Genomic DNA, 15,618 nt, shown 5'->3' with positions numbered 1-15,618 from the left:
GGAACATACCGCGCAGAGTGACTAACGGCAATCTGGGGCAGTCGCTCTGTAATTCACTCGAATATGGCTACTCAGAACGGGTTTCGGCGCCCAAATCGGTTGCCGGTTTCCATCGAGATCTGTACGTGATCACAAAAGTGCTGGTCGCTCGTCCAGCCCCTAGTGGCGGCATCGATGCTGGCGCGGCGTGTCGAACGGCGTGCTCTCAGTCGACTCTCAGTCGATGCGGTCAAACTGGGGGCATGCGCATTCTGGTGGTCGACGACGATCGTGCCGTCCGGGAATCGCTGCGCCGGTCACTGACCTTCAACGGCTACTCCGTCGATCTCGCGGTCGACGGTGTGGACGCGCTGGAGAAAGCAACCACGCAGCGACCGGATGCACTCGTACTCGATGTGATGATGCCCCGGATGGATGGGCTCGAAGTTTGCCGACGCTTGCGCAGCACCGGAGACGATCTGCCGATTCTGGTTTTGACGGCGCGGGATTCGGTTTCCGAACGGGTAGCCGGACTCGATGCCGGCGCCGATGATTATTTGCCGAAACCATTCGCACTCGAGGAATTGCTGGCCCGATTGCGCGCGTTGTTGCGCCGTCGGGCCGCCGATCCCGGCGAGGTTTCCGAGACCATGAAGTTCGCCGATCTGTCGCTGGATCCGGTAACCCGCGAGGTGACTCGTGCGGACCGGTCGATCAGCCTCACCCGCACCGAGTTCTCACTGCTGGAAATGCTGATGGCGAATCCGCGCCGCGTGCTGACCCGCAGCCGCATCCTCGAGGAGGTCTGGGGCTACGACTTCCCGACCTCCGGCAATGCGCTGGAGGTCTATATCGGCTACCTGCGTCGCAAGACCGAGGCCGAAGGCGAGGCCAGGCTCATCCACACCGTGCGCGGTGTCGGCTACGTGCTGCGCGAAACACCCCCGTAGGCGAGTCGACACCCCATGGCCAGAACCAATCCCAAGCGACAAGTCGTCGCGGCGCTCGGCGCATATCCCCCGGAACCGCCGGATATGCGCCCGCCCATGCCCCTGACCAGATCGGTCTCCCTGCGCTGGCGGGTCACTCTGCTCGCGGCCTCGGTGGTCGCCATCGCGGTGGCCGTCACCTCGATCGCCGCCTATGCCATGGTGGCCCGCGCCCTGAACGCCGATGTGGACGCGCAACTCGAGGCGCGCGCGAACACCATGATCAACAATAACTTCGACAGTTTGGGTTTTCAGTCCATCGTGTTGGCGGGGCTGTACTCCAATGATGTCGGAGTTGCGCTGATATACGCGAAAGACAAGGCGTATATGCCGCCACAGCAAACGATTCCACCGGTCGGCACCCAGGAACTCGCGGTCGCCAACGGTGAGCTGCCGTCATCACTGCGCACGGTGAGTAATCAGCGTGTACTCGCGGTGCCGACACATTCCGGTGCGACGCTGGTCGTCTCGCAGCGGTTACAACCGACCCGCGAGGTATTGGACCGGCTGGCCTGGTTGTTGTTCGTCGTCGGCGGTTGTGGCGTTGTGCTGGCAGCGGCTGCGGGTACCGCGGTCGGCCGCACCGGGTTGCGCCCGATCGGACGACTCACCGCGGCGACCGAGCGGGTGGCCCGCACCGACGATCTGACACCTATTCCGGTGACGGGTGACGATGAACTCGCAAGGCTCACCGAGAGCTTCAACACAATGCTGCGCGCTCTCGCCGAATCGCGTGATCGGCAACGTCGATTGGTCGCCGACGCCGGACATGAATTGCGCACCCCGCTGACATCGCTGCGCACCAATATGGAATTGCTTATCGCCTCCAGTCGCCCTGGCGCGCCGCAGATTCCCGAGCAGGATATGGCCGAGCTGCGTGCCGATGTGATGGCTCAGATCGAGGAACTGTCGACCCTGGTCGGCGATCTGGTCGATCTGGCCCGCGAGGACGCACCCGAAACCGTTTACGAGCGAGTGGATCTCGGCGAGGTGGCCGAGCGTGCGCTGGAGCGGGCTCGGCGCCGGCGCGGTTCCATCGAATTCGCCGCGCAGTTGCAGCCCTGGTTCGTATACGGCCACGAGGCGGGCCTGGAGCGAGCGATTCTGAATGTCCTCGACAATGCCGCCAAGTGGAGTCCGGCGGGCGCGCAGGTGAAGGTCACCATGCGCGAAACCGGTCGCGGGTTGCTCGAGCTCGACGTCGACGACGCCGGACCCGGCATTCCGGTCGCCGAGCGCGAGCTGGTGTTCGACCGTTTCTATCGGACCACGGTATCGCGTTCCATGCCTGGTTCGGGGCTGGGTCTGGCGATCGTCAAACAGGTGGTGACCAAGCACGGCGGCACGATCACCATCGAGACCTCCGAGCGCGGCGGCGCCTTGGTCCGGATCGTGTTGCCGGGTGCGGCGACCATGCTCGACGGGGCCGTCGACTCCGTAACCGATTGACGCCCTTCGAGACCCGGCCGTGATACCGCAGCGCGATGCGTGTTGGCGCCTCGGTCCGTATGGTATTGCCGAGTGAAGGTGGGAAGGCCGGTTCCGGTCCGTTCGCCGATATCTCGGAAAACTGAAAGCGGGGTCTCAGTTCGCTCTCAGTCGTCGTCGCCAAGCTGGTCGGAGACGTAAGGAGAAAAATGACCGAGGATTCCAAGGAAGGCGTGACGCCGCAGCCGGATCACGCCGATACCGCGCCCGGTCCGCATCCGACCCAGGACATCCCGGTCGTCGCGCCGGGGCAGTCCTACGCGCGGTCCGGATACCGACCTCAGGAACCGACACCACATCCAACGATCTGGCATCAACGCATGTCGCAGAACTCGACTCAGCAGTTCCCGGGTCCCGAAACCGGCCCGGAATACGCCCAGCCGTCTTACGCGCCGCCGCGCCCACCCGGCGGGCCGTATCCCGGCGCCGCATTCGCCGCCGAGCCCCAGCCCGAACCCGCCCGCCGCCCGGTCCGCACCGGCCTGGTCGTCGGCGCGGTCGCGCTCGCACTCGTCAGCGGTGGCGTCGGTGGCGCGGTCGGCTCGCTGGTCACCCGGACCGATAACGGGCACGCCACGGTGACCAATGCGCTGGACGCACCGAAGCCCAATGTCAGCAATGTCGCCAACGCACCGGCCGGCTCCACCCAGGCGGTGGCACAGAAGGTGCTGCCGAGTGTGGTGATGATCAAGGTCGCCAGCAACCGTGCACAGGGCGAGGGCTCCGGTGTGGTGCTGTCCTCGGATGGTCTGATCCTGACCAATAACCATGTCGCCTCCGGCGGCGGCGCCAACGCCAAGATGGAGGTCGCCTTCGCCGACGGCAGCACCGCACCGGCCACCCTGGTCGGCGCCGATCCGGTCTCCGATCTGGCCGTCATCAAGGTGCAGGGCAAGGACGGACTGACCCCGATCGAGCTGGGCACCTCGTCGAATCTCGCGGTCGGCCAGCCGGTCATCGCCATCGGCTCGCCGCTCGGGCTGGCGGGCACGGTGACCACGGGCATCGTCTCGGCGCTCAACCGTCCGGTTTCCACCAACGGTGAGGGCACCCCGAGCCAGGTGCAGCCGGTCATCGACGCGATCCAGACCGACGCCGCGATCAACCCTGGCAACTCCGGTGGCGCGCTGGTCGACGCCAACGGCAAGCTCATCGGCATCAATACCGCCATCGCCAGCCTCGGCGGCAGCGAGGCGACCGGTCAGCAGAGCGGTTCCATCGGCCTCGGCTTCGCCATCCCGGTCGATCAGGCCCGCCGGGTCGCCGACGAACTGATCAAGACCGGTCACGCCACTTACGCCCAGATCGGCATCAAACTGCGCCCGCAAGACTCCGCGGCACGGGTGCTAGAGGCGACGCCGGACGGTCCGGCCGCCAAGGCGGGCATTCCGGCCAATGCCATCATCACCAAGGTGGACAGCCGAGCCATCGACTCGGGTGACGCACTCATCGCCGCGGTCCGTTCCCATCAGCCAGGAGACAAGGTGAAGGTCACCTACACCGATGAACAAGGCAACAACCCCAAGACAGTCGATGTGACGCTCTCCGGTGCGGCCGCGGACGGTGGCCGATGATGCGGGTGCTGCCCGGCGGATTGTCGGCACGACCGGGAGTCGACGCCCACCTCGTCGATCTGGACGCTACGGTTACCAACATGGAAATCGATGCTCCTGTGGCGGGGCGTGCTCTGGTGGTGGTCGTCGACGATCGAACGGCGCATGGAGGTGTGGACTCGCTCGGGCCGCTGGTCACCGAGCTGCTCACCGAGGCGGGTTTCCTGGTGGACGCTTCGGTATCGGTCCAGGCCGATGAGGTGGAGATCCGCAATGCGCTCAACACCGCGGTGATCGGCGGTGTCGACCTGGTCATCTCCGTCGGCGGCACCGGTATGTCCCCGCGAGATGTCACCCCGGAGGCCACCTCGCAGGTGCTCGACCGGGAACTGCCCGGGATCAGCGAGGCGCTGCGTTCCTCTGGTCGCGTCGCTGGTTCGCTCGATGCCGGTCTCTCGCGCGGTCTGGCCGGCATCTCCGGCAGCACACTGGTGGTAAATCTGCCGGGCAGCCGGGCCGCGGTCCGCGACGGCATGGCAACCCTCGGTCCGCTCGCCAGCCGCGTAATCGGCGAGCTGTCCGGATTGGCGGAATAAATTACCGCCAAGGACCCTTCCGACGACCCTCGTCCGGCGACACGCCGGGCGAGGGACTCGGCGCGTCTGGCAAAAATTTTCGGTGAGGTCCTCCCGGAGACAACCAGTGACGAGCGCGGTGACGATGCCGAATCGTTATCCGACGACTGGCTCCGGTCGCAGGTGCCACCCCATCACGGGTCATGATTCATCTACGGTCCCGTCACGTACGATCTCTCGGGCTCGCGCCTTCATCCACTGTGAATCCCTCACGCTTAAGTTTGCTTGACCTTCAAGTACGGGGCTGACCCGTAGTTACCAACGGCATGGTTGCGACTATGGGTGCGTTCGAGTGGCGCTTGCTTCGCGTTTATGCACGTCAAGCAATATGAGCATTTGAGGCGATGTGATCTAGATCACGTTGATCTTAACGAAAACTTACGTTGCCAGACCGTTACTGGTCGGTTTAATCTCGCCACGAGCCACCCACGCTGCTGGACCTCACGGGCCCGGGTGCGGCACGTACGTTTGCCGACTCGGCGGAACCCGGCTCGGTTCCGATGCCAGCACTGACCGTTGCGCCGAAATAACAGCCGGTTACATACCGGCAACAATCGGGGCACAAACTGAGCTGGGCCTGAGAGGACCAACGTCCAGCCTCGATGGTCGAGGTTGACTGTTAGAACCTGATGAGGGGAAGTATGAGCGAGAACCGCACCCTGCGCCGCGGTGCCCGGATCGCGGGCGTCGGCGCTGCCGCGGCCGTGGCCATGGGCCTGCTTTCGACCGGTGCTGCCGATGCCGATACCTTCGTGCCGTTGCCGGACGGCCAGAAGAGCGGCCCCGATGTGACGCTCACCCGTACCGGTGAGCGCGCCCTGATTTCGCCTTCGTTGGCGGCCAACGGTGCCGGCCGTGTGGTCTGGGTTTCGGGTAACGCCGTCGCCGATGTCAACGTCACGCCGGAAGGCACTGTCGGCCCGAACAATGGCGCCTCCGGTGCCCCGGGTACCAACAACTCCTCGACCCACGGCGCATCGCAGCTGAGCACCGGCTACATCGTCGGCTGCCAGGTCAGCATCGCCAGCGACGCCATCTCGGCCGGTCTCTCCGGCGGCATCAACCTCTCGGGCGGTTCGCTCGGCGGTTCGATCGGCCTGAACCTCGGCCCGGGCGAGGTCAAGTTCGTGCAGATCGACTACAAGGACATTCTGAAGCCGGGTCGCTACTCGGTCGAGTACCAGGATGCCGAGATCGAGATCCAGGGCTGCGCTGGCTACGCCCAGGCGCGTGCCTACACGGTTGTCGAGATCATCGGTGACCACTACTCGAAGACCACCCTCTACGGGCAGCCGTTCAGCATCGGCTGACATCGGTCAATCCACGAATATTCTTCTCGCTCAAGCGAATCAACCCTCGAGGGATTATCAGCATGATCAACCGTAAGAACGTGGCACGGGTGGCCGGTGTCGGCGCCGCTGCCACTGTCGCTCTTGGCCTGTTCTCCACCGGCGCCGCAAACGCCGATACCTTTGTACCGCTGCCGGGTGGCTCGATCACCAAGACGCTGTCCGACGGCACCGTGGTTACCATCAGCCTGACCGGCGAATCCGCCAACATCAACCCGTCCATGGGCTCCACCCCGCTGCACCGCAACGCGTGGGTTTCGGGTAGCGCTCAGGTCTCCGTATCCGGTGACGGCGGCGGCTCGATCTTCCCGGGCTACACGGTCGGCTGCCAGGTGAACATCTCCGGTGGCGGCGCCACCGGTGGTGTCGAAGGCACCGCGGACTGGAGCGGTGACACCGTCACCGGTGGAGTCGGCGCGACCAGTGGCGCCAATCTCACCCTTGGCCCCGGCCAGTCGCAGTCGTTCTACGTGCTCGACCTCGAGCAGGCCGACGACTTCGGCAATGAGGCGCACAAGAAGCGCAACAAGTTCAAGAACGGCAGCGGCTCGGTCACCTGGGCCGATGAGACCATCGGTCTGACCGGCTGCGCCGGTTACGCCCAGGCTCGCGCCTTCGTCAGCGTCGAGGTGGAGACCGACAACGTCATCACCTGGACCACCCTGTGGGGCCAGCCGTTCAGCCTCGGCTGATCGGCAGGGGCATCGAACCCTGAAAACCCGAGCGGGCTCGTCGCATTCGCGACGGGCCCGTTTTTCGTTGTGAAACCCCTTAGCATCCAGCGAAATTCGCAGATCGTAGCGGATCGAACGGTAACATGTGCGAAATCTCACAGGGATTCGGCGCAAACCACTAATATTGGGCGCACCCAAGATCGTCCACCGACGAGATTGTCGGCAAAATCGCTTGCTGGCCAATGTCTTTCCAGCCAGTGGTGTCGGCATGAAAGGGGTTTTCGGCCTCGGTACCCCGAGGACGACCGCTAGAATCCGATGAGGGGAAGTATGAGCAAGAACCGCACCAGCGGTCTGCGTCGAGGTGTCCGCATCGCGGGCGCCGTTGTCGCCGCCGCTGCTGGGATGGGCCTGCTTTCGACCGGCGCTGCCAACGCCGATGTTTTTGTGCCGTTGCCGGACGGCCAGAAGCTGGGCCCGGGCGTGACCGTCAGCCGGATGGGCGAACACGCCTTGATTTCACCATCTTTGGCCGCCAATGGCGCGGGCCGAGTCGTGTGGGTCTCGGGTAACGCCAATGCCGATGTATCCATCACTCCCGAGGGCACCATCGGCCCGAATAACGGCGCCTCCGGGGCGCCGGGTACGAATAACTCATCTACGCACGGCGCATCGCAGCTGAGCACCGGCTATATCGTCGGCTGTCAGGTCAGCATCGCCGATAACGCCATCTCGGCCGGTGTTTCCGGCGGGATCAACCTCTCGGGCGGTTCGCTCGGTGGGTCGATCGGGCTCAATCTCGGCCCGGGCGATGTCAAGTTCGTTCAAATCGATTACAAGGACATTCTGAAGCCGGGGCGCTACTCGGTCGAATATCAGGATGCGGAGATCGAGATCCAGGGCTGCGCGGGTTATGCCCAGGCGCGTGCCTACACCGTTGTCGAGATCATCGGCGACAACTACTCCAAGGTCACCCTGTACGGAGCGCCGTTCAGCATCGGCTGACCGGGTGTCCGACTTGCGGCGTTCCTGGGCCCTACGTGGTTGCGCATGCTGCCGCCTCCAGGCCTGACGGCAACGCCGCGGGGATCTATCGAATCTCCACTCGCCGAATCGAATTCATCGAACTCAATCGCTAGGGGTAGTACCAATCATGATCGATCGTAAGTTTGTGGCGCGCGTGGCCGGGCTCGGCGGCGCCGCCGCGCTGGCGCTGGGCCTGTTGTCCACCGGTGCGGCCAATGCCGACACCTTCGTTCCGCTGCCAGGCGGCCAAATAGTCAAAACGCTATCCGACGGAACGGTTCTCACCATCCGGCTGGTCGGCGAATCGGCCAATATCAATCCATCCATGGGCGCGACACCGGTGCATCGCAATGCGTGGGTGTCCGGTAGCGCGCAGGTCGAGGTGACCGATGGCTGGAATGGCGCGATCTTCCCAGGCTATGTCGTTGCCTGCCAAGTGAATATCGACGGCGGCGGTGCCGAAGGCGGCGTCACCGGCGGCTTGGATTGGAGCGACAGCCAGAACGTCAAGCCAAAGGTGAGCGCCAGCAGCGGCGCTAATCTGAGTCTCGGGCCAGGCCAGGCGCAGTCGTTCTACGTGCTCGACCTCGAGCAGGCCGACGACTTCGGCAATGAGGCACACAAGAAGCGCAATAAGTTCAAGGGCGGAAGCGGCTCGGTCACCTGGGCCGATGAGACGATCGGTCTCAGCGGCTGTGGTGGCTACGCGCAGGCGCGTTCGTTCGTCAGCGTCGAGGTGGAGACGGACAATGTCATCACCTGGACCACCCTGTGGGGCCAGCCGTTCAGTCTCGGCTGAGTCTTCCACTCGAATATGTGAACGGGCCCGTCGCATGCGACGGGCCCGTTTGCCTTGTGGCGCAGGGATTACCCTATGCGATTGTGGCGCAGTCGAGTTTGGAGTTCATATTGTCGGACAGCGGAATTCGATTCAGAATTCGTGACGCCCGCCTCCGCTGCTCTGGCTGTCGGCGAGCAGATCGCGGATCTCGATCAGCACCTCGGAATCGCTGAGTTTGGTATCCGGGGTGGTGCCGAACCGCTTCTTCGCGTGCAGTGCGGGGAGTACCAGCACGAAATACAGCACCGATGCGATGATCACGAAATTGATGGCCGCGGTGATGAGCGGGCCCACCTCCACGAAGGTCGCCGGTTTATCGGCAACCAACCGGAAACCGATGGTGATGTCGTCCCGCTCGCCGAAGACAGCGAGAATCGGATTGATGATGCCATTGGTGAACGCGGTGACGATCGCGACGAACGCGGTACCGATCACCACGGCTACTGCCAGGTCGACGACGTTTCCGCGGAGTAGGAATTCCTTGAAACCCTTGAGCATTGCCGATATCTCCTCTTCGGGTGGGAGCTGACAAGTTGTGCTCGGCGGTTCGGGCTGCCGTATCGACTGATGCTAGTTGACCTTGATGGCAAATGCTCGGCAACATTGCTCAATGAAAAACCACGGTCAGGGCGATGCGCAGCGAGGCGGCCGCCACCGCGGTGGCGTGTTCGGCATCCATCGCCACCAACACCACGCGCTCGGGCGCTCCGCGCCGATCGCCGGGACCGGAGACCAACACGACCGCGGCATTGATCGCGAGCAGCCGGGCGGGCCGTGTGCCGGGGCCGTTCTGCTCCTCGGCGCCGATGACATCCACCCGGTCACCCGCCCGCAGGATTTCCGCGACCGCGGTGTCGGCCAGCCGAATGGGCACAATGCGGGCATCGCCCGCACCGGCGGCGACCGCCGCCAGTCGCGGTCCGACAATGCGCAGATCGGTGAAGACCTCGCCGGTGCGCATTCCGCTGGTCAGCGTCGCGCCGACCAGAACGGCGATATCGTCGACCGCGCCCGCGGGCAGGGTGCCGGATTCGAGAGGTGTCGAGCGCAGATCGGTCGCTTCGAGCAGATGACCCGGCGGCAGATCGCGTCCGGCGACCACAACTTGTGTGCGTGCGCTACCGGGATCACCGCGCAGGAACAGGGCGATCGCGAGTGCGGTCAGGGCGGCGGCGAGCAGGCGTCGCGCGAGCAGCGCGTCCGCCCATGGCGGCCTATTCCAGCTGGCCGAGCGAAGCGAGTCGCCGCGGCCGAGATCGACGAACGATCGGGTCCTGACCGATGGAATGATGCCCAGGGGAGCCATGCCGGGAGCCTATGGTCACCAGCACCGCGACTCGCCCGAGAAACGGCTGCCCTGTGGATAAGGACAGCCCTGGGGATAACTCCCGCAGGGCTGCCGCTGCCCAGGCAGAACTCAGCTGGCGATGGCCGTGCTGGTGTTGCTGGAGCTGCTCGACGAGCCGGAATCCGAACTCGATGTGGAGCTGCTCGCCGCACCGCTGTCCGACTTCGCGGGCTCGCTGGCGGTCGAGGAGCCGCCGCGGCTGTCGGTGCGGTAGAAACCGCTGCCCTTGAACACGATGCCGACCGAGTTGAAGAGCTTGCGCAGCTTGCCAGAGCACTCCGAACAGACGCTCAGCGCCTCATCGGTGAAGGACTGAACGATGTCGAAGCGGTTGTCACACTGGGTGCACGCATATGAATAAGTTGGCACTGGATCCTCCGCAGGGTTCGTCAACCTGGCACTCTACAGCCGACAGTGCCAACACCGCTAATCGGTATTTCATTCCGCGGCCCCATCGCTGCCCAAACGATGCAGTCCGCCATGCGGGGTGAGTGCCCAGCCCATGCGCAGATCGTGTGGTTCCTCGGGGAGCCGGTCGAGCAGTTCGTCATCGCGGACCACCGCGATCAGCCGCGCTGTCGACCGCGCCGCGGGCAGGGTCCGGTCGTAGTACCCCGCGCCGCGGCCGAGCCGAACGCCGCGGCGATCGACCGCCAGAGCCGGGACCAGGATCAGCTCCGCCAGCGCGATCGCATCGGCGAGCACCTCGCCCGCGGGTTCCAGCAGTCCGAATCTGGCGCTCCGCAGATCATCGGTGCTGGCGAATTCGGCCCATTGCAGGGGGCCCGGTGGCCCGGTGACCGGCAGCAGTACCCGCGCGCCAGCCGCGCGCAGTGCCGTCAGCATCGCGGTCGATCCCGGTTCGTCGCGCATCGGCACGTACGCACACACCCATGCGGGCACGTCGAGTCCAGCGACACTGTGGGCTAGCTCACGCGCCTCGGTTTCCTGGTCCGTCCTGGTCATCGCGGCCCGTCGAGCAGTTATTTCCGCCCGCCAGGCATGTTTGTCGCGCTCGCCGGGCATCTCCACAGTGATCACCTTAAGCTCACCGGGACCCGAGTCGGCGTGATGGCGACTTCGGGCCGGTGACGGATGGATAGGGTAGGCGTATGACAGCAAAGGCCGGACAATCCGCGAACGGAGCGGTCGTGTCGTGTTTCCGCACAGCCGTCGTGCCCGCGGCCGGACTCGGGACGCGGTTCCTGCCCGCGACCAAGACCGTGCCCAAGGAGTTGCTGCCGGTGGTGGACACTCCCGGCATCGAGCTGGTCGCGACGGAGGCCGCCGATTCAGGTGCGCAGCGGCTGGTCATCGTGACCTCGCCGGGTAAAGACGGCGTGGTCGCACACTTCGTAGAGGACTTGGTGCTGGAGAGCACGCTCGCCGAGCGCGGCAAGTTCCAGCTCCTGGAGAAGGTGCGCAAGGCGCCCGCGCTGCTGGATGTCACCTCGGTGGTCCAAGACGAGCCGCTCGGCCTCGGCCACGCCGTCGCCCAGGCCGAGAGCGCCCTCGATGACGACGAGGATGCCATCGCCGTACTGCTGCCCGACGACTTGGTGCTGCCGTGTGGCGTGCTCGATGTGATGAGCCGGGTCCGGCGCAAGCGAGGCGGAACTGTGTTGTGCGCCATCGACGTTCCCAAGGATGAGGTCAGCGCCTACGGTGTCTTCGATGTCGCGCCCGTGCCGGATGCGGTGAACCCGAATGTGCTGCGGGTCAACGGAATGGTGGAAAAGCCCGCGCTCGCGGACGCGCCGTCGACCTATGCGGCCGCGGGCCGATACCTGTTGGATCGCGCGATCTTCGACGCGCTGCGTCGGATCGAACCGGGCACCGGCGGCGAGCTACAACTCACCGATGCGATCGCACTGCTCATCGAGGAGGGCCATCCGGTCCACGTGGTCGTCCACCGTGGGTCGCGCCACGATCTGGGCAACCCGGGCGGTTATCTTCGTGCTGCGGTCGATTTCGCTTTGGAACGAGAGGAATACGGCCCCGCCCTGCGGGAGTGGCTCCAGCATCGGCTCAGTGCGGACTGGGACCCACAGCTGACGACCTACGACTGATAGGCGCGGGCGTCGGGTTTCGCCGATAGTGGACCGTCGGGTACGAATGATGGTTCACCCTCGTCGCGCGGGTTCGGTTGTGCGGTTGCGGAATCGGGTCGGTGCGACAGAGATCAGGAAGGGCTGGATGCGCTCGGTTGAGGATCAGCAGATCAAGGTGACGGCCGCGGCGGTCGCGCCCCGGCCGGTCCGGGTCGCGATCTCCGAGGCGCAAGGCCTGCTGTGTGCTGAGGATGTCGTCACCGAGCGGCCGCTGCCGGGCTTCGATCAGGCCGCCATCGACGGCTACGCGGTGCGCAGCGTCGATGTGTCCGCGGCGGGCACCGATATCCGCGACGAGGACGGCGAATTGGTCGATCTGACGCTGCCCGTGGTCGGTGAGGTGGTCGCCGGTTCCAAGCAGCCGATCCGATTACAGCCGCGCCAGACCGTGCGGGTCGATACCGGTGCGCCGCTGCCGACGCTGGCCGATGCCGTGCTGCCCTTGGATTTCACCGATGGCGGCCGGGCCAGGATCAAGGTGTACGAGCCGGTGCGATCCGGCGACTATGTCCGGCGCATCGGTGACGATGTGCAGCCCGGCGATGTCGCGGTGCGTGCGGGCACCATCATCGGTGCGCCGCAGGTCGGTCTGCTCGCCGCGGTTGGTCAGGACAAAGTGCTTGTGCATCCGCGTCCACGACTGTCGGTGATCTCGGTGGGCGGCGAGCTGATCGATATCGATCGCACGCCTGGACCGGGCCAGGTCTACGACGTGAATTCCTATGCGCTGGCCGCCGCCGCGCGCGATGCGGGCGCGGATGTGAACCGCGTCGGCATCGTGAGTTCGGATGCGCGGCGGCTGCGCGATGTGGTGGAGGGGCAGCTGGTTCGCTCCGAGGTCGTGGTGATCGCGGGTGCCGTCGGCGGGTGGGCTTCGGAGCAGGTGCGGGAGGCGCTCGACGGTCTCGGCGAACTCGAAATCACCAGGGTCGCTATGCATCCCGGCTCCGTCCAGGGTTTCGGCCGACTCGGGCGCGACGAGGTGCCGACCTTTCTCCTGCCGTCGAACCCTATTGGGGCACTGGTGGTTTTCGAGGTCATGGTGCGACCGTTGATCCGCATCGCATTGGGTCGCAGACATCCCATGCGTCGGATCATTCGCGCCAGAACGATCACGCCGATCACCTCGATGGCCGGACGCAAGGGTTACCTGCGCGCCCAGCTCATGCGCGACGAGGCCACCGGCGACTACCTTGTGCAGCCGCTGGGCGGCGGCACCGGGGGTTCGTCGCATCTGCTCGCCACGCTGGCCGAGGCGAACAGTCTGATCGTGATCGACCCGGACGACACCGAGATCAGAACCGGTGACGAGGTCCGCGTCGCATTTCTCGCACAGCGTGGCTGAGGCGTGGAGACGATGAATGTGTTCCGGGCCACCCAGCATCCCGGTTGGCCCGCGCATCTTGGACCGGTGCGTGTCGCGGCAGGGGAGGTGACATTGCGTCCGGTGCGGTTGCGCGATGCGGCGGCATGGAGCCGGATCCGGTTGCGCGACAGGGCGCATCTGGAGCCATGGGAGCCGACCGGGCGCGGTGCGTGGGAGGCGCGCAACCACACGTCGAACTGGCCGTCACTGTGGTCGAGTCTGAAGGCCGAGGCCAGGCGCGGGGCCATGATTCCGCTCGTGATCGAGGTCGACGGCGCGTTCAGCGGGCAGCTGACCATCGGCAATATCGTGCGCGGCGCACTGCGTTCGGCGTGGATCGGCTATTGGGTGGCCAAGGATTCCGGTGGGAAGGGTGTGGCGACGGCCGCGTTGGCGCTCGGGCTGGACCACTGCTTCGGGCCGGTCGGATTACATCGGGTCGAGGCGACCGTGCGGCCGGAAAACCTGGCCAGTCAAGCGGTTCTGCGCAATGTGGGGTTTCGCGAGGAGGGGCTGCTGAAGCGGTACCTGGATGTGGACGGGGCCTGGCGTGATCACCTGCTGGTCGGCATCACCGTCGAGGAGCTGGCGGGGACCGTCATCGATCGACTTGTCCGCGATGGGCGGGTCACGCTGCCCTGAACTCCCTGTGCGTCCGTGCTGTTTTAGACGCGCCCGGCTGTTTTCGACGCGCGGCGCAAATGGTGGAACTGTGACAGGTGTGGCGTATGTGCACGGCGCGCCTGACCGAACTTGGTGCGACACGGAATTAACCTACGGACGTCGGAGGTGCGTCGCGCGCCCCCGGCATCCAGCCTGTGAGGCAGTGCCGAATACACCTCACGGCGGCCGGGCGTCCGTCCGTCCGAGGCGTTTTGCGGCGAGCGAACGCACCGCGACGGGGCGCGGTGCGACCCGGTCGAAAGGCCGAGCGGACGATGCGGTGGGGACGGAGGTGCAGAGGCGGGATGCCGAATTCGATCCTGTGGATTGGCCTGGTCGTGCTCTGGGTCTTCGTGCTGTTCCCAATCCTGGCCGACCGGCACCCCAGGATCAGGCAGACGACCGACGCGGCGTTGGCGACCCGCGTATTGCACCGCGGAGGCTCCAAGCGGCGCACGAAGAGTGGCCCGGCCGCCGGACACGACAGTGATCCGGATTACCGGCCGACCCGAGTGCACAGAAAGCTTTCCCACAGCGATGATGCGGAGGACCGGATGGCCCCACCGGCCGACGAGCAGGTCACCGAGGACGACAATCCCGCGGACACCCCGCCCGAAGCCGAGTCGGCGATATCCGATGCCGAAAGCGATGAATTCGACAGTGCGGAGGCTGAATTCGCCGACGATGCCGAAGAACTCGATGCCGCCGATTCCGATGATGCCGAAATCGCAACGGCCCGAACGGCTGCGAAGCAACGGGTGAGCGCCGATGATGACCGGGTGGCTTTAGAGCACACCGAATCGACCGGTGCCCGAATCCCCCCGGCCCGGACGGCGGCGCCCGCTGGATTGGACGAATCCGGCTCCGACGATTCGGATTTCGTGCCGACCCGGCGCGGCCGCGGCGGCTTCGACCCGGAAGCCGACGCCATCGCGCGCGCGGCGCGCTACACCTTCCGTCAGCGCGCAGTGCTCGGCCTCGTCTTGGCTGCCCTCGCCTTCGGCGGACTCTCGGTGGCGCTGAGCCCGATGTTCTGGTGGGGCTGCGGCGGCTCCGCACTCGTTCTGGTGAGCTACCTGGCATACCTACGCAAGCAGGTCCGCATGGAGGAGGAAATCCGCCGCCGTCGTCTCGCCCGCCTCGCCCGCAGCCGCGGCGAGCACATCGAGGCCGAACGCGAGGCCGAGCAGCGCGCCCAACAGCGCGTCATGGACCGCGACACCGCCCGCGCCCTGCGCCGCCGCTCCGTCCTCATCGAGGTGGACGACGAAGACCCCATGTTCGAACATCTCGAAACCTTCGACCCCGCCACCGCTCGCGCCCTGCGTCGCAGCACCGGCGACATTCGCCGCGCCGCCGGAGCTTGACATGTATTTCCCAGATCAACGGCACGATTCGGAGTCTGCCCACCCCGCCTGATACAGTGTCACAGCGCGGTTCCCCGGAGCCGCACGGGGCTATAGCGCAGTTGGTAGCGCGTCTCGTTCGCATCGAGAAGGTCAGGGGTTCGATTCCCCTTAGCTCCACAATTTTCCTGCAGGTCAGGGCTCTGTTCTGGCACCATTGAATGGTCCATCAACAGTGCCCATCAACACC

Annotated in this window: 17 protein-coding genes and 1 tRNA gene; 14 read left to right on the top strand and 4 right to left on the bottom strand. The window is 65.5% G+C overall.

The genetic code is table 11. From position 1 onward, the window contains the following. Positions 1-242: 242 nt before the first annotated feature. From ACIBG0_RS31030 to ACIBG0_RS30990, 9 genes are all read left to right on the top strand, one after another. Positions 243-929, top strand: coding sequence for a response regulator transcription factor (locus ACIBG0_RS31030; RefSeq protein ID WP_397037287.1), 687 nt, complete (start codon positions 243-245; stop codon positions 927-929). Positions 930-944: 15 nt separating this feature from the next. After that, entirely contained in the window at positions 945-2,417 is a 1,473-nt protein-coding gene (locus ACIBG0_RS31025) for an ATP-binding protein (protein ID WP_397037285.1), read from the top strand. A 188-nt stretch (positions 2,418-2,605) separates the two neighbouring features. Continuing rightward, positions 2,606-4,030, top strand: coding sequence for a S1C family serine protease (locus ACIBG0_RS31020; RefSeq protein ID WP_397037283.1), 1,425 nt, complete (start codon positions 2,606-2,608; stop codon positions 4,028-4,030). A gap of 80 nt (positions 4,031-4,110) precedes the next feature. Then, positions 4,111-4,605: a molybdenum cofactor biosynthesis protein B gene (locus ACIBG0_RS31015; RefSeq protein ID WP_157187336.1), complete on the top strand. Its 495-nt coding sequence runs from the start codon at positions 4,111-4,113 to the stop codon at positions 4,603-4,605. Next, positions 4,606-4,791 (top strand): hypothetical protein, encoded by a 186-nt coding sequence (locus ACIBG0_RS31010; protein ID WP_397037495.1) that lies wholly within the window; start codon positions 4,606-4,608, stop codon positions 4,789-4,791. A gap of 494 nt (positions 4,792-5,285) precedes the next feature. Beyond that, positions 5,286-5,954, top strand: a complete 669-nt coding sequence (locus ACIBG0_RS31005) for an MspA family porin (RefSeq protein ID WP_397037281.1) — start codon at positions 5,286-5,288, stop codon at positions 5,952-5,954. A gap of 62 nt (positions 5,955-6,016) precedes the next feature. Continuing rightward, on the top strand, positions 6,017-6,685 hold the full coding sequence (locus tag ACIBG0_RS31000; protein ID WP_062986512.1) for an MspA family porin: 669 nt from the start codon (positions 6,017-6,019) through the stop codon (positions 6,683-6,685). A 312-nt stretch (positions 6,686-6,997) separates the two neighbouring features. Then, positions 6,998-7,672 carry an MspA family porin gene (locus ACIBG0_RS30995; RefSeq protein WP_397037279.1) on the top strand — a complete coding sequence of 225 codons (675 nt, stop codon included), beginning with the start codon at positions 6,998-7,000 and terminating at the stop codon, positions 7,670-7,672. A gap of 148 nt (positions 7,673-7,820) precedes the next feature. Next, positions 7,821-8,492, top strand: a complete 672-nt coding sequence (locus ACIBG0_RS30990; RefSeq protein WP_397037277.1) for an MspA family porin — start codon at positions 7,821-7,823, stop codon at positions 8,490-8,492. Positions 8,493-8,624: 132 nt separating this feature from the next. Here ACIBG0_RS30990 and mscL read toward each other — a convergent pair whose 3' ends face one another. The 4 genes from mscL to ACIBG0_RS30970 all read right to left on the bottom strand — a co-directional run bounded on the left by mscL (position 8,625) and on the right by ACIBG0_RS30970 (position 10,908). Beyond that, positions 8,625-9,032 (bottom strand): large conductance mechanosensitive channel protein MscL, encoded by a 408-nt coding sequence (mscL, locus tag ACIBG0_RS30985; RefSeq protein ID WP_397037275.1) that lies wholly within the window; start codon positions 9,030-9,032, stop codon positions 8,625-8,627. A 109-nt stretch (positions 9,033-9,141) separates the two neighbouring features. Further along, entirely contained in the window at positions 9,142-9,840 is a 699-nt protein-coding gene (locus tag ACIBG0_RS30980) for an SAF domain-containing protein (protein ID WP_397037273.1), read from the bottom strand. Positions 9,841-9,951: 111 nt separating this feature from the next. Beyond that, positions 9,952-10,251 carry an FmdB family zinc ribbon protein gene (locus tag ACIBG0_RS30975; protein WP_397037271.1) on the bottom strand — a complete coding sequence of 100 codons (300 nt, stop codon included), beginning with the start codon at positions 10,249-10,251 and terminating at the stop codon, positions 9,952-9,954. Positions 10,252-10,320: 69 nt separating this feature from the next. Then, positions 10,321-10,908 (bottom strand): 5-formyltetrahydrofolate cyclo-ligase, encoded by a 588-nt coding sequence (locus tag ACIBG0_RS30970; protein ID WP_397037493.1) that lies wholly within the window; start codon positions 10,906-10,908, stop codon positions 10,321-10,323. Positions 10,909-10,994: 86 nt separating this feature from the next. On the opposite strand from ACIBG0_RS30970, the gene ACIBG0_RS30965 reads away from it, so the two are divergent. The 5 genes from ACIBG0_RS30965 (at position 10,995) to ACIBG0_RS30945 (ending at position 15,548) form a co-directional block, all read left to right on the top strand. Beyond that, the gene (locus ACIBG0_RS30965; protein ID WP_397037269.1) at positions 10,995-11,951 is read left to right on the top strand and encodes a UTP--glucose-1-phosphate uridylyltransferase; all 957 of its coding nucleotides are present in this window, start codon (positions 10,995-10,997) and stop codon (positions 11,949-11,951) included. A 127-nt stretch (positions 11,952-12,078) separates the two neighbouring features. Continuing rightward, the gene (glp, locus tag ACIBG0_RS30960) at positions 12,079-13,338 is read left to right on the top strand and encodes a gephyrin-like molybdotransferase Glp (RefSeq protein WP_397037268.1); all 1,260 of its coding nucleotides are present in this window, start codon (positions 12,079-12,081) and stop codon (positions 13,336-13,338) included. A 12-nt stretch (positions 13,339-13,350) separates the two neighbouring features. Next, the gene (locus tag ACIBG0_RS30955) at positions 13,351-14,001 is read left to right on the top strand and encodes a GNAT family N-acetyltransferase (RefSeq protein ID WP_397037266.1); all 651 of its coding nucleotides are present in this window, start codon (positions 13,351-13,353) and stop codon (positions 13,999-14,001) included. Positions 14,002-14,327: 326 nt separating this feature from the next. Then, positions 14,328-15,389 (top strand): gephyrin-like molybdotransferase receptor GlpR, encoded by a 1,062-nt coding sequence (gene glpR, locus ACIBG0_RS30950; protein ID WP_397037264.1) that lies wholly within the window; start codon positions 14,328-14,330, stop codon positions 15,387-15,389. A gap of 86 nt (positions 15,390-15,475) precedes the next feature. Continuing rightward, positions 15,476-15,548, top strand: a tRNA-Ala gene (locus ACIBG0_RS30945). The last annotated feature ends 70 nt before the right edge of the window (positions 15,549-15,618 follow it).

The organism is Nocardia sp. NPDC050630 (assembly GCF_044457245.1).
In the GTDB taxonomy this organism is placed as follows: Bacteria; Actinomycetota; Actinomycetes; order Mycobacteriales; family Mycobacteriaceae; genus Nocardia.
Note: the sequence above shows the minus strand (reverse complement) of the source record. Positions and strands in the feature narration are given on the sequence as shown.